The organism is Bacillus sp. JJ1773 (assembly GCF_036962035.1).
GTDB lineage: Bacteria > Bacillota > Bacilli > Bacillales > Cytobacillaceae > Cytobacillus.
Genome location: NZ_JBALNX010000034.1, coordinates 19532 through 46344, shown reverse-complemented (window position 1 = coordinate 46344; position 26813 = coordinate 19532). Strand labels below are relative to the sequence as shown.

The following is a 26813-nucleotide window of genomic DNA, read 5'->3' as shown; positions in this document are numbered from 1 at the left end:
CTAAAATTGTATTGTGGATAATTTAAAATCCACATCGTTTTTCAGTTATCCACATTTCATCTTAACAAAACAAAAACAAATGTGAAAGCACCCACATTTTTTATATAGCCAGACCTGCAAAAAGTTATTCACAGTTTAAGCCTTCTTTCAAATTCAAAAAAACAGGAGAGCAATTATCGCTCCCCTGTCTCAAATCCTATTCACTTATTTAAAACGTTTCCCCACTCAGTTTCACCGTTACTTCCTGAAGCTTTCCATCGCGGTAGAATTTCACTTTCATTTGGTCGCCGACTTTCTTTTTATTGTAAAGGTGCTTTCGAAGGTCTACGACATCTTTGATTTGTTCTCCATCCATTTCAACGATTACATCGAGCTCCTGCAATCCCGCTTGTGCAGCTGGTGAGTTTGGCACAACTTGCCTTAAAGCAACACCATAGTTCACGTCTCTTGGCAGCTTCAATGCCTCCTGCTGATAGTAAGATGGGATTTCGTTAACGGATTTTAAATCTACACCCATATATGGTCTTTTGACATCGCCGAATTTTTCAAGATCATTAATAATCGGAAGTGCGGAGTTGATTGGGATCGCTAAGCCAATTCCTTCAACTGCACTCTGGGCTATTTTCATGGAGTTAATTCCAATGACCTGCCCTTTAATATTGACTAAGGCTCCGCCACTGTTACCAGGGTTAATCGCTGCATCTGTTTGAAGTACTTCGGCATTCCAGTCAATGACGCCATCACGGTTAATATCTACTGGAATGGTCCGCTCTAATCCGGAGATAATCCCTTGTGTCACTGACCCAGAAAAGGTTGGACCAAGCGGATTTCCAATGGCGATCACCGGTTCTCCCGCTTTTAAGGAATCGGAATTTCCGAACTCGGCAATGGCTTTTACGTCCTTCGCATCAATTTCCAGGACAGCAAGATCCGTCCAAATATCACTGCCTCGAAGCTCGGCTGGAACCTTCGTCCCATCCGCTAGTGTAACCTCTAGCTTACTAGCATTCTCCACTACATGATGATTCGTGACAACAAAAGCTTTATTTCCGGACTTTTTATAAATGACGCCTGACCCTGTTCCAGCAGGCTCTTCCACGTTTCCACCGTTGCTGCCTTCACCCCAGAAGCTTGTTGATTGAATATTGGATACCCCAACAACCGCATCCCCTGCTTTATCTACCGCTTTTGTTACGTCTGAAACTACATTCAATGAAACATTTTCAGTAGGAATATTTGCGTTGTTATTAGATGCAGCACTCTCTTCTAACTGCGCATCTGGCTGAACAGAATAAGGCAATACATTAAAATCAGCTAATTTCGGGATGGCAATAAGTACAAGAATGGCACCTAGAATTGCCCCGACAAGACTTGCTAAAAAATAGCCGCCCCTATTTCCCTTTTGCTTCTTATACCGGTTTTGATAATCTTGATCATAATAACCCACACTGGACCATTCCTTTCCTTTATTTCATTTAGAAACTTCTTACAAGCTCTATTTAAAAGGTGTCAAATATAAGTGCTAAGTTCTATTCTTCCACCTTATTTATTATTATACTCGCCTCTTTTTAAGAATCTATTGAAATGCTGGTCAAATCAGCAATCTTACGAGTTTGTTCATAAGTTAGAACCATTTTTTTAATAATAAAAAGGAGCAGGAAGCCCCTCACAAGAGGCTCCCCACTCCTTTCCTACATCCACCTTAAACTGCCGTCAGTGCTGTCGGTGTCTTTGGATCTGTATCATACAGCTCAAACTGTTCTCCCACAATAATGCCTCTGCTTTCAAGCGTCTGCGTTACTGACATTCTTGCTAGTTCCTTAATATTATTATCCTGGCTTAAGTGTGCCAGATAAAAGCGCTTTGTCCGATCACCGGCCACTTCACTCATTGCGATCGCCGCATCCTCATTGGATACATGTCCGACATCACTGAGAATTCGTCTTTTAATGCTCCATGGATATCGGCCCATCCGCAGCATTTGAACATCATGGTTGCTTTCAAACACATACGCGTCCGCATTAGATATGAGCCCCTTCATTCGATCACTTACATACCCTGTATCCGTAATCAAAACGAGCTTTTTCCCAGAATGGTGGAACACATAAAACATCGGATCTGCGGCATCATGTGAAACCCCAAAAGATTCAATATCTAATGAACCAAATGATTTAACCGTCTCCATGGAAAAAGTAAATTTCTGCTCCACAGGGACCTGTCCTATTAAACCATCCATTGCATTCCATGTCTTTTCATTTGCATAGACGGGTAATTTATATTTTCTTGCGAGTATCCCGACACCTTTAATATGATCACTATGTTCATGTGTTACTAAGATGCCAGAGAGCTTCCCCATATCCCGGTCAATCTTTTGAAACAAGGCTTCCATTTGCTTTCCGCTCAAGCCCGCATCGACAAGAAACGAATGATCCTCAGTCTCGACAAAGATCGCATTCCCCGTACTACCACTCGCGAGTACGCTGAATCGCATATTCTCTCACTCCACTATATTTTTATCTTCGTTGTTTAATTGGATGATCTGCCCTTCAAAGGCGTGAACAAATACATCTTCTTTATCATTAATCACAAACCGCCATGCAGGAGTCAGTACCTGTGACGTGCTTGTTTGAACAAAGTTGAAATAGCCAAGCTCCACATTTGTAATCTTACTCTTTGGCTTTAAGGAGCCATTTTCATATAGCGTTTCAATCGCCTTCAAGGGCTGGATAATCTTCTGTTCTTCTGATAGTTCTTCAATTTCCTCTAGCATGGATTGCTGATAGGTCACAATATCATTCTCTTCATTTAAATAAATAGTTAGCTCGCCGCTCATATTATGATAGAAAACCTTATCATCGAATTGTTGGTAATACGTAATCGCATTCTCTTCCTTCTTCCAAAAACGATATTGATCCCCATACAAAACATTATTTTTGACAAATGAATTTATTTCTGCCGTATCCAATTTATCACTAAGCTCATATGGCTTATCAAGAACAAACTTTAGCACATTGCCTGTATTGACTTGCAGTCTCTGCCCCTTTAGCTTCGTTCTCTCTAATGATTCAATTTCATCATTATTGAAGTTTTTCGGCTTTGCACTTAAATACGTATCTTTTGCATAGTTTTTTGGGAGCTCAACATACTCGATTTCGTCTGCCTTTAATCGCTTTTCAAAGGAAGTTTCTGTACTATACTCATACTGGCTGGAGTCGTTTAGCTTAAAAAACTCATACATTAAATAGATATCCAAGACGAGGAAGGTTAATATGAAAATGGTTTTGATTCTACTCCAATCCACGATTAGCCCCTCCCATTGTCTCATCAATGGATAACTGATTCCAGGAACCATTATATTTATAGAACCAGCTGGGCTCTAAATACACTAGCCTTGAATCCTTTTCCATCGCATAGCCGAGCATCATATCCTGCAGATGAGCCAGTTCAATTCCTTTCAATTCCAATAACCCAAGGGCCTCTTGTCCTGATGGAAGATTAACTTCAGTCGCTTCCATTCTGAGCCCAATTAAAAAGTTACTCCTGAAATACTTATAGATTTCACTTTGGCCCCAAGTTTCGCGAATTTCTGAAATTCCGCTGCCTTCACTAAAAATAGGATATCCTTTGTCATCATAAATACGGAACAATACCTGGCGGCTCGTTTCGTCCATTTCAACAAAACGGTAATTATCGGTCCAGCCCCCATGATCATTGACAAAATCAATACTCCTTTTCAGAAGGCTTTTTGAAGTCAATTGGCTTTCGCTGCCTCCTACTGGATTCACATATGAGAGTGTATTTCGATCGTTATTCACACGCATTAAGCTTGAGCCATTTGTGTATTCCTCTCCAGATTGCTGAAAGCTCTTCTTGACGACAGTAGGATCCTTAAACAAAGCATTCTTGAACTTTTCTGACTCTAAAGGAGTCGATAAAAACTGATATTGAAGCATTTTAGGCGCATCCTCTGGCAGGTAAATAACCCGATTGCTAGAAACCTTAAACAGAAAGTACTTAGCATAATGAAGGCTATATTCGGCATTATTAAAAAAGCCATTATAAAAACTTTGCACGAAGGATGCAGGCACTTGGCTTCGGAAAGCCTGGCCCTTTTCAGATGAGATGAAATAGACAAATCCTTGATCCTTTTGAATTCCCTCAGTATCAATAACAATTCGGTCAAAATAAAAATCTGGGATCTTTTTTTCCTTCATATCAATGATTGTTCGGTAAAAATCAATTGGTATCGAATCCGGAAAAAGAATGACTGCATTTCCGGAATTATGAATGAATGATGGGTAATTCTTTATTTCACTAGTGACATTTATAAAATCTGTAAAATTCCATCTGCTAATTTCAGAAATGATCTTATCAATTTCACCCGCATCTGTCGTCCCAAAATGCTTTTCCTTCGTATAATGGTAGATCACTCTGTCTGGCTTAACAATCTCTTCGGCATCCTTTTTCTCACTGATGGCGACTTCTTGAACTGTTTTTGTTTTTTTCATCGTTTCTAAGTTTGGCTGATATGTCCAGATGCTCCATGTTAATAGCACACTAAAGCATACTAAAATGACTAATATGAGTGATTTAATATTTTCATATGTCATTCCCAATCATCCTCTTCAGTACGATCATATGGCAGGCTGAACGAAATGGTTGTTCCTTTTCCTTCTTTACTTGTCGCCCATATTTCCCCGCCGTGTGCTTCTACCATTTCTTTAGCGATTGCAAGCCCTAATCCAGTGCCTCCAAGTTTTCTCGTTCTAGCCTTATCCACCCGGTAAAATCGTTCAAAGATCTTATTGATATTTTCCTTCGGTATCCCTACTCCCTGGTCAGAAACACTAATAACGACAAATTCATTCTGTTCCTCAAGCCTAAAGGTTATTTTTCCACCCTCTGGGGAGTATTTAAGAGCATTCGAAATGATATTATCAATAACCTGCGTTAGTTTGTCTCCATCCATTTCAACGAACGCTGAATGGTCGGGGAGTTTTCTTTCAAAAGTAACATTCTGCTGTTTCGATAATTCAAAACGGTCGATAATTCGATTATAGAACCTAATAACATCTATCCATTCCTTCTTCAAGCTTAATTCCCGGCTGTCCATTTTTGAAAGCTGAAGCAGATCATTAACAAGGCGAATCATTCGCTCTGTCTCCGTCTGAGTTACATCTAAGAATTTCGGAGCAATTTCTTCATCCTGCCAAGCCCCTTCTGCCAAGGCCTCTAAATAACTTCTCATTGTTGTTAGTGGCGTTCTCAGCTCATGGGAAACATTTGCAACAAATTCCCGGCGCTCCATATCAATCTTTTCCTGCTCCGTAATATCATGGAGAACAGTAATGAGTCCATTAACAAATCCCGTTTCCTTCTGAATGACAGAAACATTAGCTCTCAGGATTAATGTATTTGAAGGCTTGCTATAGTCCAAAATGATTGAATCCCGTTCAGATAGCAATTCATCAAATGTATAATCTTCATCAAGACCAAGAAGTGAAACAATCGGCATCGATAAAACTGTTTCACGTGAAACATTCAGCATGTCGGCAGCAGGTTCATTGATTAAAATAACCCTTCCTTTTCGATCTGTTGCAATCACTCCGTCTGTCATATAGGAGAGTACAGATGACAGCTTGCGTCTTTCCCCCTCAGTTGTAGCCTGAGCTTCCTGCAATTTTTTCGTTAAATTGTTAAAGGTCATGGCTAGCTGGCCAATTTCATCATTGCCATATATTTTAACTTTACGGGAGAAGTTTCCCTTCGCCATAGCAAGAGCCTGTCTTCTCATATCTGACATTGGCCGTGTAATGGTTTGAGTTAGAAGGACACCCAAAATCGCTGTAATGGCAAGGGCAATTGCTGTACCGGAAATAAAGATACTGTTAATTTGCCGCATCTGCTCGAATACATTTTCTATTTTTGCAACGAGGTAGATGGCTCCTCTTACCTCGCCATTATGCTTAATCGGTGTAACTAAAACCCAGATTCGATTGTCCGTTTGGGAATCAATAAGCTCGTCACTTGCCTGTTGAGAGGTGGCAAGCGTCATTCTTATTAATGTATCAGTATCTCTTTGCCCGACAACGCCTTGGTTATCAGGGTCAGAGGTTCCCAGGATTTTTAACGTATCCCCCTCAATAACCCTAACCTCAGTAATGTCTTCCGAATTATAATCTCTTAACAGCCGGTAAACATCTTCCTCTAGGGTCGGACCCTCCTCATCGGGCAAGCGCTCCTTCGTCATCTGCTCCTCCAGATAATAAGCAAGCAGATTTACACGATCCTGGATGGTTGTTTTAAAATTATCCTTAAGTGTGGATTCTAATTGTCTAACAAAGTAAACGCCAATAATTTGCATGGCAATCAATATGAGCAACACATAGATGATGACAAACTTAAGATGAATAGAACGAAAAAAGCCTACCTTTTTCATTGAATGTCCTTACTCCTGTTCAGGGTTTCGTAAATAGTACCCAACTCCCCTTCTTGTCACAATCCAGGTTGGATGACTTGGGTTATCCTCAATTTTCTCTCGGAGTCTTCGAACAGTTACGTCAACTGTCCGAACATCCCCGAAATAATCATAACCCCAAACTGTCTGAAGAAGATGCTCACGGGTCATGACTTGTCCAATATGCTTTGCCAAGTAATGAAGAAGCTCAAACTCACGGTGAGTCAGTTCAATGGTTTCTCCTCTTTTTGACACAATATAAGCATCTGGATGAATGATTAAGGTGCCGACCGTAATTTCATTCGTCTCATCCTCTTCATTCGCATTGGCAGCCATATGCTGATGCCTTCTCAAATTCGCTTTGATACGGGCAATTAACTCTCTTGTACTGAACGGCTTTGTCACATAGTCATCTGCCCCAAGCTCAAGACCGATAACCTTATCAATTTCAGAATCCTTTGCTGTCAGCATTATGATGGGCATATCGTATTTTTTCCTTACTTCCCGGCAAACCTCAATTCCATCTCTCTGCGGAAGCATAATATCAAGAAGAATAAGGTCTGGTTTAATTTCTTCCACTTTTTCGAGAGCGTCATTTCCATCATACGAACAAAATACTTCAAAGCCTTCTTTTTTTAAGTTAAATTGCAATATGTCAGCAATCGGCTTCTCGTCATCAACTACTAGAATTTTTCTTTCCATGTAATTCTCCTTTTCATGAAGATTGATTTATTTTGATTGATAGATTTTGTTTATTATCATTCAATTTTACTTTAACATGTTATAAATGTGAATTCATCTATTAAGAAAAAACGTTGTATTCTCTAGGATGTCAGAGGCAGGGCTGGATAATTATTAAATAGTTACCATTACCTAGTTTGTTAAAGTAGAAAAGCCTCTAGTATCGAAACTAGAGACTTTGATCATTAACGAATATATTTTAGAGGGTTTTGGAGTGCACCATTTTTATAAAGTTCAAAATGTAAATGTACACCTGTAGAATTTCCAGTAGACCCCATTACTCCTATTTTGGAGCCCTTTGAAACGACTTGTCCCGGGCTTACACTAATAGATGATAGATGTGCATAGATGGTACGGTAGCCATTCTGATGGTCAATCACAATTTTGTTACCAAAGCTGCCTTGATAGCCTGCAGATACAACTACCCCATTATCAGCTGCTTTGATCGTGCGATTGCTCGGTCTCGCTATATCAATTCCTTTGTGCAATCTTCCCCAGCGATTGCCTACATGACTTGAAACATATCCTCCAACCGCAGGCCAAATAAAGCTGCCTTCACCGCGTGATGGAATCACCTTAGTACCTTTGACGACAATATGATTAACAGGCTTTTCAAGAATTTCCTCTTTTACAATTTCCTTCGTCACCACTTGCCCATTCTGTACGGAGATATGATAAGTGGCAGCCCGTTTTCCATCTTTTCCTTCTTGCTTAACCTTTGTATCCCCTTTGAACATATTTGCATTTTCCACTACTTCTTTTTTAAAAGGGATCACTTCATTTGTGAAGTATTCCTTATCAATAATTACGTGAATAAATGGTTTTAAAATGGTTACGTTCAATTCCTGACCAATTTGCAGAAGGGAGTCTTCTGATAATCCCGGATTAAGGTCTAGCAGCTGCTCGACTTTAAGGTTATGAGCGTGTGCAATTCCACCTAGCACATCCCCTTCTTTCACCATATATTTGACTTCCTCTAAAGATCCCTTTTCAAGAAGCTTAACAGCATCCCCAACAGAAATAATATTTGCTGGCTCAACTTTTTCAGTTTTGATGGAAACTTCTTTTGAAAGTTTTACGTCTAATATACGAGTTTCATTTTCTTTCAATGGGGGTAATGTACTAGTATCAGAAGTTTGCATTGCCTCAACTGCTTTTAATTCATCTTCTGACACATATTTTAACTTCAAGTTTTTAATAATTTCATTTGCTTGATCTTGGTTTTGGACGTAGGCAACTGGATTCCCGTCAATGATAAGGGCAGAAGCCTCGGCCTGTACCTTAATTTCTTTCATTACTTCCTCTGCCACCTCTGTATGATTCGTTTCAGAGTTTGCATGGAAAACCTGCTCTGGTACATATGTAACCTCAGAGTTTAAAGAAAGCTTTAGCGTTTCATTCGAGGACTGAGCCTCTTTCAATTTCTTATCAATTAAACCTTCTATGGCCGTTTTATCAGTAACTGTCCCAATATATTGTTTATCTACATAAACATAGTAAACAGTTGTCAGCTTTTCAGTATTGGCATGTGCTGAAATACCAGCAGCAAAAGAAATTGCACCTACAGCAAAAACAGTTAATGCGGTAGTTTTGAAGGCAGTTTTAAATTTATTATATGTATGTGTTTTGATCTTCGTGAATTTATTTGTCGAATCTTGCATTGGTATATCCTCCTAGACTACGGCAACAAATACACTTCCAATTAGTGCTATATAACTATTATTCTATTTACCATAATTTTTTCACTTCTATACTTTACCATAAAATCCATCTAATAGACTATTTGACTTCATAATGTAACATAATTGTATAAATGATGACAATTTACTGTCATAAGGGCCTAAAATGTCGATTGAATTTTGTCGAAATGAAGAGAAAGACTAGTACATAAAGCTTATTATGACTAGGTTTTTCCTACTATTTTTTATAAAAGAGGGTATAAGCGCGGTATTTAAACATTTTCTTGTTATAGAGAGTGGATTATTACAGTTATGTAACAAAAATAGAGTATGAACAGGTTCATACTCTATTTGGTAATGGCTCAGGACGGAATCGAACCGCCGACACAAGGATTTTCAGTCCTTTGCTCTACCGACTGAGCTACTGAGCCGTATATAATATAGTTTCCTAAAGTTTGTTTAGCTTAAAGAATGTGCTCCAAATCCCTGCGTGATTTGTCGCAGATTTTAAAAGTTTACCATTCGGGGAAGGGTTGCTTTGTAGCTGTAATCTTTTAAAATCCTCTACCAACTGAGCTACTGAGCCGTATTATATGTATTAATGCCATCCAGCAAGGTGGCCGGGCTTGCCTGCCGCTTACTGGATGGCATTTGCCATGACCCGTACGGGATTCGAACCCGTGTTACCGCCGTGAAAGGGCGGTGTCTTAACCGCTTGACCAACGGGCCTAAGAAATGGTGAGCCATGAAGGACTCGAACCTTCGACCCTCTGATTAAAAGTCAGATGCTCTACCAACTGAGCTAATGGCTCGTATAATATGTTGTTTCCTAAATATTGATTGTAGTCATAAATGTGCTCCAAATCCCTGCGTGATTTGTCGCAGATTGCTACAGCTGCTATTCGCTGATGTAATGCTCCGGACTGCAAGCTTCTGCAATCAGCTAATGGCTCGTTTATGACGACGCTTTTTATAATAGCATAGAAATATAATAGTGTGCAATACTTTTTAAAAAAAATACTTTTTATCATACACTCTGCATTATTCTACAAATAGGCAAATATCCTATTCCTCTTTAAAAATGGACACATATACTAAGACTGTAATAATTTGAGGAGGGATATATAAAATGGAAAGACAATTCGGGTATGGAGGATATCCCGGCTATGGTGGGTATCCTGGTTATGGCATGGGGGTTGGTGGATATCCTGGTCATGGTATCGGATATGGCGGGTATCCTGGTTACGGCATGGGATATGGTGGGTATCCTGGCTATGGTATGGGTTACGGCGGTTACCCTTACCATCATCATTACCATCATCATGGATATGGTTGCCATTACTGAGAGGGGCTCTATCGGATCTGATAAATTATTCAAATTAATTTAGTATTTGAACGCAAGGCAATCCTGAATAAATTGATTGAACCTAAATTTTAATAAGAATGAAATGAAGATGAGCTGTTTGGTAAAGGTAAGTTTTATTTAAATTGCATAATTGGACAAAAAAAGGCATCTAACAGCCAAAATCCGGCTTATCGGATGCCCTTTGCCTATTGATGACCTCTTTGTGTAAATTTGCATTGAGAGTGGGAAGCTGATGACCACCGTTGTAATAAATTTTTCTACTTGCTTAATTTTACGGACTTATTTGACAGCGCCCTAACCATTCCCTTTAAAAAATCCTGATTTTTATATTCATAGCTATTAGTTTTGCCGCCAAGGGCTTCTTACTACATTAGTTTGTGTGCGATCAGGGCCTACTGAGAAGATGGATAACGGAATTCCAGTTACTTGTGAAACGCGCTCAATGTAGTGCCGTGCATTGGCGGGTAGCTCATCTAATGTTCTACAGCCAGTAATATCCTCTTTCCAGCCCGGCAGTTCCTCATAAACAGGTTCACATTCTGCCAGCACCTTTAAGCTTGCAGGGAATTCCTCTATCACTTCCCCTTTATAGCGGTAGGCTACACAAATTTTTAAAGTTTCAATTCCAGTTAATACATCTACGGAATTCAATGACAGATCTGTAAGCCCGCTCACACGGCGTGCATGGCGGACAACTACACTATCGAACCAGCCGACACGGCGCGGACGGCCTGTCGTTGTTCCATATTCCCGGCCTACTTCCCGGATTTGATGGCCAATTTCATTATCAAGCTCTGTTGGAAATGGACCGTCCCCCACTCGAGTTGTATAAGCTTTACATACACCTACAACATGTTTAATCTTGGAAGGGCCTACACCTGAACCAATGGTTACTCCCCCGGCCACAGGGTTAGAAGAGGTAACAAATGGGTAGGTTCCCTGGTCAATATCGAGCATGACCCCTTGTGCCCCTTCAAAGAGAACTCTGCGCCCCTCATCAAGGGCATTATTAAGTACAACTGATGTATCACAAACATAATGTCGGATCTGCTGTCCATATTCATAATATTCATCTAAAATCTCTTCTTTTGTAAAACCCTGTGTATCATAAATACGTTCCAATAAACGATTTTTTTCTTCCAGATTGCGTGCAAGCTTTTCTTCAAAAACTTCCTTATCTAATAAATCAGCAATACGGATACCAATCCTCGCTGCTTTATCCATATAGGCAGGGCCAATTCCCTTCTTCGTTGTTCCAATTTTATTCGCCCCTTTTCTCTCTTCCTCCACTTCATCCAATTTAAGATGATATGGGAGAATGACATGGGCACGGTTGCTTATGCGGAGGTTATCAGTTGCTACTCCTTTTTCGTGCAGATAGGCAATCTCCTTAATAAGTGCTTTAGGGTCAACCACCATCCCATTACCGATCACACTGATCTTTTCACGATAGAAAATCCCTGAGGGAATCAAATGCAGTTTATACGTTTCCCCGTTAAATTTAATCGTATGGCCCGCATTGTTTCCACCTTGATATCGAGCAATGACTTCAGCATTTTCAGATAAGAAATCGGTAATTTTGCCTTTTCCCTCATCTCCCCACTGTGTTCCAACAACGACAACTGATGACATTTTTACAAGCACCTCCGGATTTATCAATCACGATTGATTTCCATTTGAACAACACCATTTTAGCAATCTTTTTACGGAAAAGTCAACAAAACACGAACTATTCTATTAAATTATTGAAATATGTTCGTATTTATATGAAAATAGGAAAATAAAAAAGAACCAGCTATAAAAACTGGATCTTCCACTATAATTATATGAATTTTTTAAGCACCAGGAGGATCATCATATCTTCTCTCTAAGTTTACGAATTTATTATACTCTTTCACAAAGGCAAGCGACACAGTACCTGTTGGACCATTACGCTGCTTCGCGATGATGATCTCAATGATATTTTTATTCTCTGATTCCTTGTCATAATAATCATCACGGTAAAGGAATGCGACGATATCCGCATCCTGCTCGATACTCCCTGATTCACGGATATCAGACATCATTGGTCTTTTATCTTGACGCTGCTCCACTCCACGGGAAAGCTGGGATAGAGCAATAACAGGAACTTGTAATTCACGTGCTAACCCTTTCAATGATCGGGAAATTTCCGAAACTTCTTGCTGGCGGTTTTCCCCAGAGCGTCCGCTACCGAGAATGAGCTGCAAGTAATCAATTAAGATCATCCCAAGGCCATGCTCCTGCTTCAGACGGCGGCATTTGGAACGAATATCTGTAATCCGCACACCAGGTGTATCATCGATAAATATCCCTGCATTCGACAAGCTTCCCATCGCCATCGTCAGCTTGCCCCAGTCTTCATCCGTCAAGGAGCCTGTACGCAGTCTTTGTGCGTCAATATTTCCCTCTGCACAGAGCATACGCATGGCGAGCTGCTCGGCACCCATCTCAAGGCTAAAAATCGCTATATTTTCCCCTGTTTTAGTTGCTACATTTTGCGCAACATTTAAGGCAAATGCCGTTTTCCCAACGGAAGGACGTGCCCCAACAATAATCAAATCGTTGCGCTGAAATCCAGCCGTCATTTTATCAAGCTCGGCGAAACCAGTCTCAAGCCCTGTAATGTCGCCCTTCCGGTTATGCATGACTTCAATATTATCGTATGTGCGAACAAGAACATCCTTAATATTATGAAAGGCACCTGCATTTTTCCGTTGAGCTACTTCTAGAATATTCTTTTCCGCTTCCCCTAGTAGGACCTCTACCTCATCCTCACGGGTATAGCCGTCCTGAGCAATGCCAGTTGCCGTACGAATTAATCTGCGGAGAAGAGATTTCTCCTCAACAATCTTTGCGTAATACTCAATATTAGCTGCTGTCGGAACAGATCCCGCAAGCTCACTTAAATAGCTGACTCCACCTGTATCCTCGATCAACTTTGCTGCTGCAAGCTCTTCCGTCACGGTAATTAAGTCAACTGCTTTTCCCTGATCGCTTAACTTTAACATCACATTGAAAATCTTTTGGTGGGCTGCACGGTAAAAGTCCTCAGGAATCAAAATTTCAGAAGCTAAAGTAAGGGAAGATGGCTCGAGAAAAATAGCCCCTAGAACCGCCTGCTCCGCTTCAATATTTTGGGGTGGAAGACGATCTGCAACTAATTCATTCATCTATAAAAACCTCCTTTAATATTGTCCAGAGGAATATGAAAATTAAATAACGATTACAGTAAAAAAAATAATTAAAAATGGCTAAAAGCTTAGAAAAAATGTGACCAGCAGAACCGATCACATTTTTTTCAACTCTTCTATTTTATCATGTTTATGAGCTAATGGAACTTCCAAATTTAGTTTGCTTCTTTTACATGGACATTCAAAGTGGATGTCACTTCTGTATGAAGTTTAACAGGAACCTTCGTATAGCCTAATGAACGAATGGCATCTGGCAGCTCAATTTTGCGCTTGTCAATTTTGATATTGTGAGCCTTCTGCAATTCTTCTGCAATTTGCTTACTTGTAATCGAGCCAAATAGTCGACCGCCTTCGCCCGCTTTTGTCGAGAATTCCAATGTAATTTTATCCATTGTTTCCTTCAACTTTTTGGCATCAGCCAGTTCTTCTGCCGCTAACTTTTCTTCTTTCTTCTTTTGAGCATTTAATGTGCTAATATTTGCTTGGACTGCCTCAACAGCTAGGCCCTGTTTAATCAAGAAATTTTGTGCGTATCCGTCCGCAACATTCTTGACTTCCCCTTTTTTTCCTTTTCCTTTAACATCCTTTAAAAATATGACTTTCATTCCTTTTTTCTCCCTTCCATATATTCATCAATGGCGGCAAGTAAACGCTCTTCTACTTCATCTAGAGAATGATCTGTCAGCTGAGTTGCCGCATTCGTTAAATGCCCTCCGCCATCTAGGCTTTCCATGATGACTTGAACATTGATATCCCCTAGAGATCTTGCGCTTACTCCGACTGTATTTTCAGATCGCTTCGAAATAACAAAGGAAGCAAGTACGCCGTCCATCGTCAGCAATGTGTCCGCTGTCTGTGCAATTAACACTTGATGAATTTCCTCATCAGGCTGCCCCTTTGCAATCGCAACGCCTTCACGATAAAAATACACATTTTCGATTAATTTTGCCCGTTTAATATAAGTCTTAACATCTTCTTTAAGGAACTTCTGCACGAGAACGGTGTCAGCTCCCTGAGAACGTAAATAGGAGGCCGCATCAAAGGTTCTTGAACCAGTCCTTAGACTGAAGCTCTTCGTATCAACAGTAATACCAGCTAGTAAGGCAGTTGCCTCAAGCATATCGATCTTTCCATACTTCGGCTGGTACTCGAGGAGCTCGGTCACTAGCTCAGCAGTCGATGAAGCATAAGGCTCCATATAAACAAGGAGCGGATTATGAATGAACTCTTCTGCCCGGCGATGGTGATCGATGACGACAACATGGTCTATTTTCTGAATGAGCTTTTCTTCAATAACCATCGAAGGCTTATGAGTATCGACAATCACTAACAGCGTATCGTCTGTTGCCATTTCTAATGCTTGTGCCGGGGTAATAAATTTGGAATACAATGATTCAGTTTTTTTGATTTCTGTCATAAGTCTTTGAATTCCGGTGTCAATATCTTGAGGATTAATGACGATATACCCTTCACGCTGATTCATCTGGGCAATTTTTCGAATGCCAATGGCCGCTCCGATGGCATCCATATCCGGATTCTTATGCCCCATAATAATCACCTTATCACTCTCAGTGATCAACTCCTTCAGAGCATGGGCAATGACACGCGCACGGACCCTTGTTCGCTTTTCAACAGGATTCGTTTTCCCGCCGTAGAACTTAACTTTTCCGTTTGTCTGCTTAATGGCCACTTGATCTCCGCCGCGCCCAAGAGCTAAGTCGAGACTTGATTGAGCAAGAACACCCAATTCAGGCAAGGATGAGACACCCGTTCCAACTCCGATACTTAATGTTAGAGGAAGGTTTCTCTTTGCCGTTATTTCTCTAATATCATCTAGAATCGAAAATTTCCCTTTTTCAAGGTACTGAAGTATTTGTTCATTAAAGACAGCAATAAATCGATCAGAGGATACCCTTTTTAAGAAAACCCCATTATCTGTTGCCCATTTGTTCAAAATGGAGGTCACAATATTGTTAAGGCTGCTTCTCGCCTGATCTTCCATCCCTTGGGTCAGTTCATCATAATTATCTAAAAAGATAATAGATATAACGGTTCTTTCTTCTTGATACAATTTTTCAATTTCTGTTTGTTCTGTTACATCAAAAAAGTAAAGCAGTCGCTCTTCCAATTTCAGAATAACACGAAGCTTACGGTCATGAAGCGTAATCACTTCTGTTTCCACTTCCTGTTTGATTAATGGGACTAGGAAATCTGCAACATCATAAAGCGATCTTCCTACTAACGTATCTTCATCAAAGCATGAAGCCAGAAAAGGATTGGTCCATTCAACGTAATAATCATCATTAATGAGCATAATCCCAATTGGCATCTCCATTAAGGCCTCTTCGCCAACCTTTTTTACCCGGTAGGATAAAGTAGATATGTATTCTTCTGTTTCCTTCCTCTGTAAATAAATGATTTTAAATAGGTAATAGAAGGGAAGAACAACAAGAAGAAGTCCGATCAGGCCAAAAATCCAGTTATAATACGCTAATATAATAAGAAGCACCACTGTTATGCCCATCAATCCATAGATTGGATAGCGAATGGAGCGCTTTTCTAAATATGACGGCATGTTTTCAGCTCCTAAACAGCAGTGTTTAGAGCATGCCCTATTCAGGAGATAGATTCATCCTTTTGGACATACATTTATTTACTCTTTTCTAATCTTTTTCTTAAATCAAACCCTAAGTCAATTATACCTAATATCCTTACAATAGAAAGGAAAATTGGAATGATGAATGTAAAGACCACCGCAAAAATAGGGACAGCCTTCGAAATGCCCTTTTTATGGCAAAAATAAGAAATAAGCGATAATCCTTGAAGGACCATAAACATTTGAAGCAGAAATCCAATATTCATTAACGCCATATACCAATAGGTGCCTTCTTCAGGATTTAGGGCAAATGAGGCCAACATCGTTAATAAATAATACCAAAGAATACTTTTTGGCAGGACAATCTCTCTAAAGGCCTTCCAGCGTTCTATCTCTACTCCAAAACGTTTAACGATTGGAAATGAGACTAGTTCTATTAATAAAACCCCAAATAGGGCAATTAATACAAATAAACTTGGTGTTAGAGTATCAAGCAAATTTAACGATGCTTCAAACTGCTCGATTATTTTCTCACTTGATCCTTGCCCGATCGTTTCTAGCATGCTTCGCGACTCATCAATAGATTCCCTTAGCACACTAATAGATTCCTTTATAAAGTTAATTTTGAAGAAAACGACTGCAACTGCATATTGGATTAATACCGTTGCGAGAAATACTAATGAAGCAGCTAAATAGGAAACGGTCCTGCTTTTCCTCTCCTTAATCAATTGCCCGATTACGATGCCTGTCAAGCCATAGGTGAGCGTAAGAGGAACCGCAAGCAGCGTTCCTACAATCAGGGAGATTAGAACAGCAGCAATAAAGAAAACAAACGCAAACATGCGTGTGTTTTTCGCCCCAAACATAATAAAGGGCACTGCCAAAAATAGATTGCTGACGACACCAAGTATCGGAATATACATCGTTATTAATATGAGAACGGCATAGGCTGCTAATAAAACAGCCCCTTCAGTCAGCTTATGTACATTTTTCATTTTTACACCTCTTTTTAACGGGACACCATAAATTCTATTTTAGCTAGTATTTTAGTCATATTCAACTAGGAAGGGCGGGATGTCCTGTCATCGGTGGTAGGCGCTCCTCCTAATAGCAAACGCTTCTACTCGTGCGATGATTATGATGTTGGAGCACCCCTTGTGGAGCTAGACAGTTCTCAAACATTAGAAATGTTCGCCTATCATTGTAATAAAAAAAGCACAACAGGTTGCCCCTTGTTGTGCTTTATTATCTATTATTCACCTGCAACGTATGGCAGTAATGCCATTTGGCGTGCACGCTTAATCGCAACAGTTAATTTACGTTGGTATTTAGCGTTTGTACCAGTTACACGACGTGGTAAAATTTTACCGCGCTCAGAAATGAACTTTTTAAGAAGATCTACATCTTTGTAATCGATGTGAGTGATTCCGTTTGCTGTAAAGAAGCAAACTTTACGACGTTTTGCACGTCCTCCTCTACGTCCTCCCATAGCCATGGTCATTTCCCTCCTTTTGTTTTATTTAGTCGTTCAATAATCAAGTTAGAATGGCAGATCGTCATCTGATATGTCGATTTGTCCACCGTCATTTGCAAATGGATCGTTATCTACCCGCGTATAGCCTTGATTATTTCTGTTGTTTTGTGGTTGTTGATTCTGATTGTTGTTATTTCCAAATGGGAAATCCTGTTCTCTAGGTGCGCCATAATTAGCATTTTCGCCTCTGGAGCTATTCCGAGGCTCAAGGAATTGAACACTTTCAGCCAATACCTCTGTAATATATACACGCTTTCCATCCTGACCATCAAAGCTGCGAGTTTGAATTCTTCCATCTACTCCGGCAAGACTGCCCTTTTTCAAGAAGTTCGCCACGTTTTCAGCAGCTTTTCTCCAAATAACACAGTTGATGAAGTCAGCTTCTCTTTCACCTTGTTGATTCGTAAACGTACGGTTTACAGCAAGAGTGAATGAAGCAACCGCTACACCATTTGGGGTATATCGTAAATCAGGATCCTTTGTCAAACGTCCAACAAGAACAACACGGTTCATCATCAGAATCAACTCCTTTCTTCCAAATGTTTCACATGGAACATTTTGGAGGTTACAATTTATCTATTATTTCTCATTTTTAACAACGATATGACGGATAATGTCTTCGCTGATTTTCGCTAAACGAGAGAACTCGTCAATAGCTGGAGCTTCAGCGTTAACATGGATTAATTGGTAGAAGCCATCACGGAAATCATTGATTTCGTAAGCTAAACGGCGCTTACCCCAATCCTTTGCTTCAGTTAACTCCGCACCATTTTCAGTTAAGATTCCGTTAAAACGCTCAACTAGAGCTTTTTTAGCTTCATCTTCAATGTTTGGGCGGATGATGTACATAATTTCGTACTTTCTCATCACTTTTACACCTCCTTTTGGTCTAAACGGCCCTTTCTAAAGGGCAAGGAGCAATTATTCATTACTCACAAGATGAAAGTATAGCACAAAATATCAGCTTTTGCAATGGACTAGACCTCTACAAATGAATATTTGATTTATGGGCTTCATCTTTATCGTTTGGTTTTTTATCCCCCTGCTTCTTCTTCACTATGTATCTCGGATTGTTTTAATACTGAGGCTCCTCCATTCATATCCTACTGGATATGCCGATTAAAATGCTGCCTAATTCCTTCTCCCAAAATGTTAAATGTGAGCGTGGAAATCACAATAGCCAGCATCGGAAAGAACGGAATCCAAAACGCCCGTATAACATCCTTCCGTGCCTCCCGAATAAGAGTTGCCCAATCCAGACTTGTATTGAACAGCTCACTATACCCATATGTAACTTGCACAATGTCCTGTGTAAGAAATACATTGATAATGGCAAGTTGCCCAATTAGGATGGCCACCCTTCCTGCATCGATAAAAAAGTTAACAATAATACTTGGAAAAAGGTTAGGAAAATAGTGTGAAACTAACATTTTTATTGGATCAACTCCGATCGTTATCCCTGCCTCAATAAATGGTTTTTGAGATAGACCATAAGCCTCCCTCTGAATAATAAAGCTAACTCTTCCTACTTCAATTAAGGCAATAATGACAATTGTCCAATAGTATCTATGCTCATGAAAAAGAAGAAATGGCAATGTTAGAACTAAAGCGGCTGTAAAAAGGACTGGAAAGCTGGAAAATAGCTGATTCCACCATTTATTAAGCCATGAAATAACCCCTCTATTCCTCATTCCAAGAAGCCCTAACGGAATAGCAAATATATACCTTAGGATCACAATGCTAAATATGAGAATAAACGTATCTTTTGCCCCCATGATTAATAGACTTAATAAATCTCGCCCCTCCCGATCAGATCCAAGAGGGAACATGTCAGAGGGGGGAAAAGGAGCTACAGAAATTTCCCCTGGCCCTGGGAAGATCACCCTTTCCCCCTTTAAATCCGAATCCACAAACGAAAGAGAAGGGCCCAAAATGGTGAAAAAGGCCAATATACTAGCCATGATTAGTCCTATAATTAAATAATAGTTACGCAAATATATCTCCCCTTTAAGGAATCCGTAAACTTCTCTTAATGATAAATCCAAGGACTTGTGCAATTATGACAAATAGGAGAAAACATAAACTGATTCCAATAATCATACCCGGCTCGAAGTTTCGAAAAGCTCCCATGTGAAAGCCTAAGCCGAAACCAAGGGCTGTAATTAATCGATAGGCCATCCCTTCATATCCAATTAAATATTCAACAATGATTAAACTAGACAATAAGTGAATCATGAGTGAGGTCATATGATTAATAACCGTTTTCAAAGCATTGCGAAACATATGTTTATTAATGACCTTTGACATCGGAAATCCCTTTGACTGTGCCACTTGGATATAATACTGGCCTTCTTCATTAGCTAAAGCATCTGAAGTGATTCTAGCCATATACATCATTGGGTAAATGGAAATTAGAATGGCTGGCACAATAAACCCATACCAATTCGTCTGACTAAAAAGGCGCAACGTTGGAAAGGTAAATATAACGAGCCATTGAATACTTATGACAAGGAAGAAATCAGGTATCGATTGCAAAAGCCATGTGAACCCATGGCCAATGATTCTCTTCTTATTTGATCTATTGCGATAATCAAAGATTCCCTTCCCAATCCCTATTAATAGGCTAAGAAAAAAAGCAGGAAGAAGCAGCTTTAAACTATTGGGCACAAAACGCCTAAGCTCATCCTCGACCGTCAAACGTTCATGCTTCGTTCCCCCTAAGCTTTTTTTATCCCATATATGCTGTATGTATGTCGTAATATCTTTCTTGTACTCCTGCCAAGAGAATTGATATTCCATCTGTACCGTTAAAGCCTTTCCACTAACAGAGAGTACTGGATTTCTTGGAAATAGGACAACGAGAAATAATCCCGCAATGATAACAGCATAAAGCAGTACATTCTTCAAAATCACCCTTGCTATATTCATGTAAAAGACTCCCCTTATGTTCTATCTTCTTTTGAAAGTATAGCAAAAAAAGGTAAAATTTTCTATAAATTCGGTATATTCGTAATTCTTCCCCTTCATGAGGCTAAAAATGGCGTTAAAAAAACACTGCAGATTCGTACTCTGCAGTGTTTCCTTTTATACATTAAAACGGAAGTGGATAACATCTCCGTCTTGAACAATATATTCTTTTCCTTCTAAGCGAACCTTCCCAGCTTCACGTGCCGCAACCATATTTCCTCCAGCTAACAGATCATCATAGGAAACCGTTTCTGCACGGATAAAGCCTCTTTCAAAGTCAGAATGGATAACCCCGGCACATTGTGGAGCTTTCATGCCTTTTTTGAATGTCCAAGCACGCACTTCCTGTACACCAGCTGTGAAATAAGTAGCTAGTCCAAGAAGGTGATAAGCGGAGCGAATTAATTGATCCAGTCCGGATTCCTCAATTCCAAGCTCCTGAAGAAACATTTCCTTTTCTTCTCCTTCTAGCTCAGCAATTTCTGATTCTATTTTGGCACAAATGACAATGACTTCCGCATTATCATTTTTTGCAAATTCTTTTACCTGTTGGACATATTCATTAGAATTCGGGTCTGACACATCGTCTTCCCCAACATTGGCTACATATAGAACCGGTTTAATGGTTAAAAGATGCAGTCCCTTAGCAACCTTCATTTGCTCTTCTGTAAATTCTACTGTTCGAGCAGGCTTGTCCGCTTCGAAAGCCTCTTTTAATTTCTCAAGAATCTCCATTTCAAACATAGATTCTTTATCTTTTTGTTTCGCCATTTTTCCAACTCTGGCAATCCGCTTTTCAACAGATTCAAGGTCCGCCAAAATTAACTCCAGATTAATCGTTTCAATGTCAGAAAGCGGGTCAACCTTGCCGGCAACGTGAGTAATATTATCATCCGCAAAGCAGCGGACTACCTGGCAAATGGCCTCTACCTCACGGATATGGGATAGAAATTTATTTCCTAGCCCTTCTCCTTTGCTCGCTCCTTTTACAATTCCCGCAATATCCGTAAATTCAAATGTTGTTGGAACGGTTTTCTTCGGCTGAACAAGCTCTGTTAATTTATTTAAGCGATAATCAGGAACCTCTACAATTCCTACATTCGGATCAATCGTACAAAATGGGTAGTTCGCCGATTCTGCCCCCGCTTGGGTAATCGCATTAAATAATGTCGACTTTCCGACATTCGGCAACCCTACAATACCTGCTGTTAAAGCCATCCAAGTCACTCCTCAAATAAAAAAATATCTATGAAAATCACTTACAATCGGTATATGAATTCCTTCACAATTATAGAGATTAACTAAGAAAAGCGCAAGGTGCTCGACCAAACCGCCGGAACTTATTCCTCATGCTTCACAAGGATTTTCTTCATCTTTCTCGCAAATTCCCTTCTTGGGATTAATACACTGTGTGAACAGCCTTCACATTTTATCCGGATATCGGCTCCCATACGAATAATTTTCCAGCGATTAGTTCCACATGGATGCTGCTTTTTCATTTCGACAATATCATTTAAATTGAATTCCTTTTGTTCCACGATTAGCCCCCCATTCCGTCTTTTGTTTTCTTTAATTCTTCTTCATTTCGCGAATACATGACAAGGCGAGGGAACGGCACATCAATTCCATTCTCCTCTAAGCATTGCTTAATTTCCTTCCTTAATTGCCGTGCGATATAGAAATGCCTCATAGGCAATGTTTCAGACGTAACTCTGATTGTGAGATTGGAAACATCTAAAGTTTGCACACCAAGAATTTCAGGCGGCTTCACCATATCCTCATACTTTTCCGGCAGATTCTCCAGCAGCTCCTGCAGAACCTTCTCTGCTTTATTGATATTACTTTCATAAGCAATATTTACATCCACAAAAGCCACACTATTATTGATTGAAAAGTTCGTTACCTGGTTAATACTTCCGTTAGGCAATATATGTATTTCCCCGGTCCAACTTTTAATTTTCGTTGTCCTTAGTCCAATTTCCTCTACGGTCCCCATAAACTGGTCCACCTGAATATAATCCCCTACCGAAAATTGATCCTCAAAAATAATAAAGAATCCCGTGATGATGTCTCGAACAAGATTTTGTGCTCCAAATCCAATAGCCAATCCAACAATTCCCGCACCAGCTAATAAAGCCTTCACATCGATGGTCATCGTTTCCAAAATCATCATTAAGGCAAAGAAAAACGCCACATATGTAAGAATATTGACTAATAGCTTTACTAATGTAGCCTCACGCCGCTCTGAAATTCGAATAAGCGAACTGTGCGTCCTAAGTTTAAATATTTTTAAAATGACAGCCTTTCCTATTTTAATAAAAAGACCCGTCAAAATAATAATAAATAAAATTTTAAGAGCCCCATTCCCGATTGCCATCCAAGTTTCTTCATTTGATAAAACTTCAATTTTTTTATTAAAAAATGTCCTTATATGGTCCAATCTTTCACCTTCTTTAAATAGAGGTTCGCTTTTTTGTATCAAAAAACTTACTTTATTTAAGCTTAGTGCATCTATTGAGGGCAAGCAATCATAGATTAGAATAACCCAGTAATCATAAGAGATAAAGCAAGTTCATTTTAACAATTTCTCTCTTAGTTTTGTACCCCTTCACAGCACGATTTCCCCACATACTAAACACCATGTATAGATTACTAATATTTTCCGTATACTGTTACTACCTAAAATGCGGATGTGGAATAGCAGGTGAAAACTGTATACATATAAAGAAAATTTCCCTGTTCCCAACAAAAAGGAGTGGATCCAATGGATTTTAGACCTCAGCTTTTTGAAAAAAAAGCAAATTCGGAAAGAATTGTGCATGATGAACCGACTGCCGCCCATCAGTTAGCTTTGCAAATCAACCAATTATTGCCAACTAATTTCAGAAACCGGCCTATTGTATTTGTCTGTATCGGGACTGACCGATCAACAGGGGACTCATTAGGTCCACTCATCGGAACACTTCTTGAAGAAAAAAGAATGCCCTCCTTTTTCGTGTACGGAACTTTAGAAAATCCCATTCATGCTGTAAATATGGCTGACAAACTGGCGGAAATTCAAAAAAAGCACTTTAATCCTTTTATCATTGGCATTGATGCGTGCTTAGGGCGTTTAAAAAGTGTAGGTGTGATTCAGATTGGAGAGGGCCCTGTGAAGCCTGGTGCTGGTGTGAATAAAGAACTTCCAGAGGTAGGGCATATGCATATTACAGGAATCGTCAATGTTAGCGGCTTTATGGAGTTCTTTGTCCTGCAGAATACAAGACTTCATCTTGTGATGAACATGGCCAAAACCATTGCGAACGGAATTTACAACGCAAACTTACTTTACAAACCAGAACGAACTATATCAAGATTTGATTCAGAACAAGAGAAAATAACATAAGGAGAGGATAATAAGGCTCCCCTCCTTTTCTTTTTTAAAAATATAATTGATAAAAATAAATAATCGTCACAATTAACCCTACTACAGCAATTCCTGGAAGTAAATTAGCTACGCGAATTTTGATAATGCCGGTAAGATTTAAACCAATAGCAAAAATCATGATTCCTCCAGTAGCTGTCATTTCTTTAATAAAGCTATCCATAAGAATCGGCGGAACAAATTGATCGATCTGTGTAGCAAATAGGGCGATTAGTCCTTGGTAAATTACAACTGGGATAGCCGAAAACAGGACGCCAATTCCAAGAGTAGTCGTTAAAATCAACGCAGTAAAACCATCAATTATCGACTTTGTGTAAAGCACATCATGATCGCCTCTAATCCCGCTGTCCAATGCGCCAATAATGGCCATGGCACCAATCACAAAAATAAGTGTAGCCGTGACAAATCCTTGAGAAATACTCCCCTGACCATTAGAGCCAATTTTCCTTTCCAACCAATCACCAAGTGCATTAAGCTTATTCTCCAAAGCAAAATACTCACCCAGAACAGCCCCAAATACAAGGCTGATAATAACGACTAGGAAATTCTCACCCTTTAAGGCCATTTGAAGGCCCAAAACCATGACAGCCAGTCCAATGGCATGCATGACAGTCCCTTTCATATTTTCAGGGATTTTATTAAGCATTTTCCCTAAAAGGGTACCAATAATAATCAATAATCCATTTACAAGCGTACCAAGTAGAAACATTTTTTCACCTTACTAGTTAAATTTCGACATACGAATGAAGTTAAAGATACACTACCATGAACGAGAGATAGATGACAATCATTTTTTCAAAATTTCGTTAATAGATAAGTAGAAATCTCCAAAAGCCAAAAAAATAAACCATCCTATGATGGCTTAAAAAAATTATTTACTTGTTTCAAGCAGTTCTAAAATCCGATCTAAATCTTCCTTGGAAAAGAACTCTATCTCAATTTTTCCTTTATTATTTGTTTGTTTTATATTAACCGTTGTTCCGAATCTCTCACGTAGGAAGGACTCTTGCTCTTTAATAAAAATATCCTTTTTAGGTGCAGGCTGTTTTGTTTCACGTGAAACATTATTGAGCTGTTGAATTAACTGTTCTAACTGCCGAACATTTAAGTTATCTTTAATGATTTTCTCAACTAACACCATAAGCTTCTCTTTACTTCTTAGCCCCAATAAGGCTCGGCCGTGGCCCATGGTGATTTTCCCTTCGGAGATCAGTGTCTGGATTTTTGGAGGCAAGGAGAGTAAGCGAATATGGTTTGCAATATGCGGCCGGCTTTTTCCAAGACGCTTTGCTAGTTCTTCTTGGGTAATCTTCAATTTTTCCATTAGAAGCTGGTAGGCAGCACCTTCTTCAATTGGGGTTAAATCCTCACGCTGCAGATTTTCTAATACAGCTAATTCCATCATCTGCTGTTCATTCAATTCTCTAACGACTACCGGAACCGTTTCTAATTTCGCCGCTTTTGCTGCGCGATACCGTCTTTCCCCTACAACAATTTCATAGCCCTTTAAGCTTTTCCGTGCGATGATTGGCTGCAAAATACCATGCTCTAGAATCGACTGGGTTAACTCTTCAATTGCTTCCTTCTCAAATATTTTACGAGGTTGATAAGGATTAGGACGCAGCTCTTTTAAATTGATTTCCCTAACTGATTCCTCTTTGGTCTCCATGTTGGAAAAAAAAGCGTTAAGCCCCTTCCCTAAACCTTTAGCCATTCGAAACCACTTCCTTTGCTAAATCTAAATACACCTCTGCACCACGTGATTTAGGATCATAAGTAATAATAGGTTCACCATGACTCGGCGCTTCACTAAGGCGGATATTTCTAGGAATGATTGTTTGATACACTTTATCCTGGAAATATTTTTTCACCTCTTCGATAACTTGAATGCCCAAATTTGTTCTCGCATCCAGCATCGTCAGTAACACGCCTTCAATTTTTAAATCATGATTTAAATGCTTCTGAACGAGGCGGACTGTGTTCAAAAGCTGGCTTAGCCCCTCGAGGGCGTAGTATTCACATTGAACTGGAATGATGACAGCATCAGATGCTGTAAAGGAATTTAATGTTAATAAGCCAAGAGATGGCGGACAATCAATAATAATGTAATCGAAGTTCTCTTTAATTTCCTCTAAGGCACGTTTTAAACGCACTTCCCTTGAAATCGTCGGCACTAATTCAATTTCTGCTCCAGCTAGTTGAATCGTTGCAGGAATAGCATATAAATTCTCAACTGTAGTTGGGCGAATAACCTTCGCAGCTTCTACATCATCTACTAACACATCATAAATACATTGATCAACATCTGCTTTCTCTATTCCTACCCCGCTTGTCGCATTCCCTTGAGGGTCAATATCTACTAGCAAAACCTTTTTTCCTATGTATGCTAAACAGGCACCAAGGTTCACGGATGTAGTCGTTTTTCCTACTCCACCTTTTTGGTTTGCAATTGCAATGACTTTGCCCACGATATCACCTACTTTCATCTATAAATAAACTTCTATGAATATATTTAAGACTTCGAAATTACTGTCAAACTATTAAAAAGGCAATCATGTATTCTATTTTAACATGAAAAAGACGAGAGAATAAATTTTAATTGATAAAATGCAATCTTCTAAATTGAACATAATCTGAATGAAAGGAATAGCAAGTATTAAGGGGAGATTTAACTTGAGGAGTAGTCGAAGCTTATGATCAAAAAATGAGGATAAAATCGAGCTTCATGAAAGATTCATAGTACGTGTTTTCAACTGTACCCTTACTAAACGAGAGTCATGAACACTTCATAGTGCGCATTTTCGACTGTACCCTTGCAAAACGAGAGTCATGAACAC

25 protein-coding genes and 3 tRNA genes are annotated in these 26813 nt (G+C 39.5%); 2 read left to right on the top strand and 26 right to left on the bottom strand.

Annotation, left to right across the window (positions count from 1 at the left end; genetic code table 11):
- Positions 1-208: 208 nt before the first annotated feature.
- From V7127_RS09520 to V7127_RS09475, 10 genes are all read right to left on the bottom strand, one after another.
- Positions 209-1447: a S1C family serine protease gene (locus V7127_RS09520; protein ID WP_335345057.1), complete on the bottom strand. Its 1239-nt coding sequence runs from the start codon at positions 1445-1447 to the stop codon at positions 209-211.
- 255 nt (positions 1448-1702) lie between these two features.
- Positions 1703-2491 (bottom strand): MBL fold metallo-hydrolase, encoded by a 789-nt coding sequence (locus V7127_RS09515; protein ID WP_335345058.1) that lies wholly within the window; start codon positions 2489-2491, stop codon positions 1703-1705.
- 6 nt (positions 2492-2497) lie between these two features.
- Positions 2498-3301 (bottom strand): two-component system regulatory protein YycI, encoded by an 804-nt coding sequence (locus V7127_RS09510; protein ID WP_335345059.1) that lies wholly within the window; start codon positions 3299-3301, stop codon positions 2498-2500.
- Complete coding sequence (locus V7127_RS09505) at positions 3288-4610, bottom strand: YycH family regulatory protein (protein ID WP_335345060.1); 1323 nt, start codon at positions 4608-4610, stop codon at positions 3288-3290. Before V7127_RS09505 ends, V7127_RS09510 begins: the two co-directional genes overlap by 14 nt.
- A complete protein-coding gene (gene walK, locus V7127_RS09500; RefSeq protein WP_335345061.1) occupies positions 4607-6439 on the bottom strand; it encodes a cell wall metabolism sensor histidine kinase WalK in 1833 nt (610 codons plus the stop codon). The genes V7127_RS09505 and walK overlap by 4 nt, the downstream gene beginning before the upstream one ends.
- A 9-nt stretch (positions 6440-6448) precedes the next feature.
- Positions 6449-7159, bottom strand: a complete 711-nt coding sequence (gene yycF, locus V7127_RS09495; RefSeq protein ID WP_335345062.1) for a response regulator YycF — start codon at positions 7157-7159, stop codon at positions 6449-6451.
- A 224-nt stretch (positions 7160-7383) separates the two neighbouring features.
- Positions 7384-8859, bottom strand: coding sequence for a M23 family metallopeptidase (locus V7127_RS09490; RefSeq protein ID WP_335485241.1), 1476 nt, complete (start codon positions 8857-8859; stop codon positions 7384-7386).
- A 376-nt stretch (positions 8860-9235) separates the two neighbouring features.
- Positions 9236-9308, bottom strand: a tRNA-Phe gene (locus V7127_RS09485).
- Positions 9309-9534: 226 nt separating this feature from the next.
- Positions 9535-9606 (bottom strand) — tRNA-Glu (locus tag V7127_RS09480).
- 7 nt (positions 9607-9613) lie between these two features.
- Positions 9614-9689, bottom strand: a tRNA-Lys gene (locus V7127_RS09475).
- Positions 9690-10006: 317 nt separating this feature from the next.
- Between V7127_RS09475 and V7127_RS09470 the strand changes: the two genes are divergently transcribed.
- Entirely contained in the window at positions 10007-10222 is a 216-nt protein-coding gene (locus V7127_RS09470; RefSeq protein ID WP_335345064.1) for a hypothetical protein, read from the top strand.
- A 360-nt stretch (positions 10223-10582) separates the two neighbouring features.
- On the opposite strand, the gene V7127_RS09465 is transcribed toward V7127_RS09470, so the two are convergent.
- From V7127_RS09465 to V7127_RS09405, 13 genes are all read right to left on the bottom strand, one after another.
- Positions 10583-11875 carry an adenylosuccinate synthase gene (locus tag V7127_RS09465; protein WP_335485238.1) on the bottom strand — a complete coding sequence of 431 codons (1293 nt, stop codon included), beginning with the start codon at positions 11873-11875 and terminating at the stop codon, positions 10583-10585.
- Positions 11876-12078: 203 nt separating this feature from the next.
- Positions 12079-13434 (bottom strand): replicative DNA helicase, encoded by a 1356-nt coding sequence (gene dnaB / locus V7127_RS09460; RefSeq protein ID WP_066296068.1) that lies wholly within the window; start codon positions 13432-13434, stop codon positions 12079-12081.
- 176 nt (positions 13435-13610) lie between these two features.
- Positions 13611-14060 (bottom strand): 50S ribosomal protein L9, encoded by a 450-nt coding sequence (gene rplI / locus V7127_RS09455; protein ID WP_335345067.1) that lies wholly within the window; start codon positions 14058-14060, stop codon positions 13611-13613.
- Positions 14057-16030 carry a DHH family phosphoesterase gene (locus tag V7127_RS09450; RefSeq protein WP_335485234.1) on the bottom strand — a complete coding sequence of 658 codons (1974 nt, stop codon included), beginning with the start codon at positions 16028-16030 and terminating at the stop codon, positions 14057-14059. The genes rplI and V7127_RS09450 overlap by 4 nt, the downstream gene beginning before the upstream one ends.
- A 74-nt stretch (positions 16031-16104) precedes the next feature.
- Positions 16105-17046 (bottom strand): YybS family protein, encoded by a 942-nt coding sequence (locus V7127_RS09445; RefSeq protein ID WP_335345069.1) that lies wholly within the window; start codon positions 17044-17046, stop codon positions 16105-16107.
- Between the two features lie 257 nt (positions 17047-17303).
- Positions 17304-17540 carry a 30S ribosomal protein S18 gene (rpsR, locus tag V7127_RS09440; RefSeq protein ID WP_221847803.1) on the bottom strand — a complete coding sequence of 79 codons (237 nt, stop codon included), beginning with the start codon at positions 17538-17540 and terminating at the stop codon, positions 17304-17306.
- A 51-nt stretch (positions 17541-17591) separates the two neighbouring features.
- Positions 17592-18101 (bottom strand): single-stranded DNA-binding protein, encoded by a 510-nt coding sequence (gene ssb, locus V7127_RS09435; RefSeq protein ID WP_335345070.1) that lies wholly within the window; start codon positions 18099-18101, stop codon positions 17592-17594.
- A gap of 63 nt (positions 18102-18164) precedes the next feature.
- Positions 18165-18452 (bottom strand): 30S ribosomal protein S6, encoded by a 288-nt coding sequence (gene rpsF, locus V7127_RS09430; protein WP_335345079.1) that lies wholly within the window; start codon positions 18450-18452, stop codon positions 18165-18167.
- A 236-nt stretch (positions 18453-18688) separates the two neighbouring features.
- Entirely contained in the window at positions 18689-19579 is an 891-nt protein-coding gene (locus tag V7127_RS09425) for an ABC transporter permease (RefSeq protein ID WP_335485231.1), read from the bottom strand.
- A gap of 13 nt (positions 19580-19592) precedes the next feature.
- Positions 19593-20513 carry an ABC transporter permease subunit gene (locus tag V7127_RS09420; protein ID WP_335485228.1) on the bottom strand — a complete coding sequence of 307 codons (921 nt, stop codon included), beginning with the start codon at positions 20511-20513 and terminating at the stop codon, positions 19593-19595.
- A 156-nt stretch (positions 20514-20669) separates the two neighbouring features.
- On the bottom strand, positions 20670-21770 hold the full coding sequence (gene ychF, locus V7127_RS09415) for a redox-regulated ATPase YchF (protein ID WP_335345073.1): 1101 nt from the start codon (positions 21768-21770) through the stop codon (positions 20670-20672).
- A 122-nt stretch (positions 21771-21892) separates the two neighbouring features.
- A complete protein-coding gene (locus V7127_RS09410) occupies positions 21893-22090 on the bottom strand; it encodes a DUF951 domain-containing protein (protein ID WP_335345074.1) in 198 nt (65 codons plus the stop codon).
- Positions 22091-22092: 2 nt separating this feature from the next.
- Positions 22093-22992: a mechanosensitive ion channel family protein gene (locus V7127_RS09405; protein WP_438823990.1), complete on the bottom strand. Its 900-nt coding sequence runs from the start codon at positions 22990-22992 to the stop codon at positions 22093-22095.
- A 324-nt stretch (positions 22993-23316) separates the two neighbouring features.
- Here V7127_RS09405 and yyaC point away from each other — a divergent pair, with 324 nt between their 5' ends.
- Positions 23317-23937 carry a spore protease YyaC gene (gene yyaC, locus V7127_RS09400; protein WP_335345075.1) on the top strand — a complete coding sequence of 207 codons (621 nt, stop codon included), beginning with the start codon at positions 23317-23319 and terminating at the stop codon, positions 23935-23937.
- A 34-nt stretch (positions 23938-23971) separates the two neighbouring features.
- On the opposite strand, the gene V7127_RS09395 is transcribed toward yyaC, so the two are convergent.
- From V7127_RS09395 to V7127_RS09385, 3 genes are all read right to left on the bottom strand, one after another.
- Positions 23972-24685: a DUF554 domain-containing protein gene (locus V7127_RS09395; RefSeq protein ID WP_335485226.1), complete on the bottom strand. Its 714-nt coding sequence runs from the start codon at positions 24683-24685 to the stop codon at positions 23972-23974.
- Between the two features lie 162 nt (positions 24686-24847).
- Complete coding sequence (locus V7127_RS09390; protein WP_335345077.1) at positions 24848-25690, bottom strand: ParB/RepB/Spo0J family partition protein; 843 nt, start codon at positions 25688-25690, stop codon at positions 24848-24850.
- A complete protein-coding gene (locus tag V7127_RS09385; protein WP_335345081.1) occupies positions 25683-26444 on the bottom strand; it encodes a ParA family protein in 762 nt (253 codons plus the stop codon). Before V7127_RS09385 ends, V7127_RS09390 begins: the two co-directional genes overlap by 8 nt.
- Between the last annotated feature and the right edge of the window lie 369 nt (positions 26445-26813).

Excerpts from the sequence above, each read along its gene's own strand:
- V7127_RS09515 (WP_335345058.1), bottom strand. The coding sequence starts at position 2,491 with ATGCGATTCAGCGTACTCGCGAGTGGTAGTACGGGGAATGCGATCTTT.
- V7127_RS09505 (WP_335345060.1), bottom strand. The coding sequence starts at position 4,610 with ATGACATATGAAAATATTAAATCACTCATATTAGTCATTTTAGTATGC.
- walK (WP_335345061.1), bottom strand. The coding sequence starts at position 6,439 with ATGAAAAAGGTAGGCTTTTTTCGTTCTATTCATCTTAAGTTTGTCATC.
- yycF (WP_335345062.1), bottom strand. The coding sequence starts at position 7,159 with ATGGAAAGAAAAATTCTAGTAGTTGATGACGAGAAGCCGATTGCTGAC.
- V7127_RS09490 (WP_335485241.1), bottom strand. The coding sequence starts at position 8,859 with ATGCAAGATTCGACAAATAAATTCACGAAGATCAAAACACATACATAT.
- V7127_RS09470 (WP_335345064.1), top strand. The coding sequence starts at position 10,007 with ATGGAAAGACAATTCGGGTATGGAGGATATCCCGGCTATGGTGGGTAT.
- V7127_RS09465 (WP_335485238.1), bottom strand. The coding sequence starts at position 11,875 with ATGTCATCAGTTGTCGTTGTTGGAACACAGTGGGGAGATGAGGGAAAA.
- dnaB (WP_066296068.1), bottom strand. The coding sequence starts at position 13,434 with ATGAATGAATTAGTTGCAGATCGTCTTCCACCCCAAAATATTGAAGCG.
- rplI (WP_335345067.1), bottom strand. The coding sequence starts at position 14,060 with ATGAAAGTCATATTTTTAAAGGATGTTAAAGGAAAAGGAAAAAAAGGG.
- V7127_RS09450 (WP_335485234.1), bottom strand. The coding sequence starts at position 16,030 with ATGCCGTCATATTTAGAAAAGCGCTCCATTCGCTATCCAATCTATGGA.
- V7127_RS09445 (WP_335345069.1), bottom strand. The coding sequence starts at position 17,046 with ATGAAAAATGTACATAAGCTGACTGAAGGGGCTGTTTTATTAGCAGCC.
- rpsR (WP_221847803.1), bottom strand. The coding sequence starts at position 17,540 with ATGGGAGGACGTAGAGGAGGACGTGCAAAACGTCGTAAAGTTTGCTTC.
- ssb (WP_335345070.1), bottom strand. The coding sequence starts at position 18,101 with ATGATGAACCGTGTTGTTCTTGTTGGACGTTTGACAAAGGATCCTGAT.
- rpsF (WP_335345079.1), bottom strand. The coding sequence starts at position 18,452 with ATGAGAAAGTACGAAATTATGTACATCATCCGCCCAAACATTGAAGAT.
- V7127_RS09420 (WP_335485228.1), bottom strand. The coding sequence starts at position 20,513 with ATGAATATAGCAAGGGTGATTTTGAAGAATGTACTGCTTTATGCTGTT.
- ychF (WP_335345073.1), bottom strand. The coding sequence starts at position 21,770 with ATGGCTTTAACAGCAGGTATTGTAGGGTTGCCGAATGTCGGAAAGTCG.
- yyaC (WP_335345075.1), top strand. The coding sequence starts at position 23,317 with ATGGATTTTAGACCTCAGCTTTTTGAAAAAAAAGCAAATTCGGAAAGA.
- V7127_RS09395 (WP_335485226.1), bottom strand. The coding sequence starts at position 24,685 with ATGTTTCTACTTGGTACGCTTGTAAATGGATTATTGATTATTATTGGT.
- V7127_RS09390 (WP_335345077.1), bottom strand. The coding sequence starts at position 25,690 with ATGGCTAAAGGTTTAGGGAAGGGGCTTAACGCTTTTTTTTCCAACATG.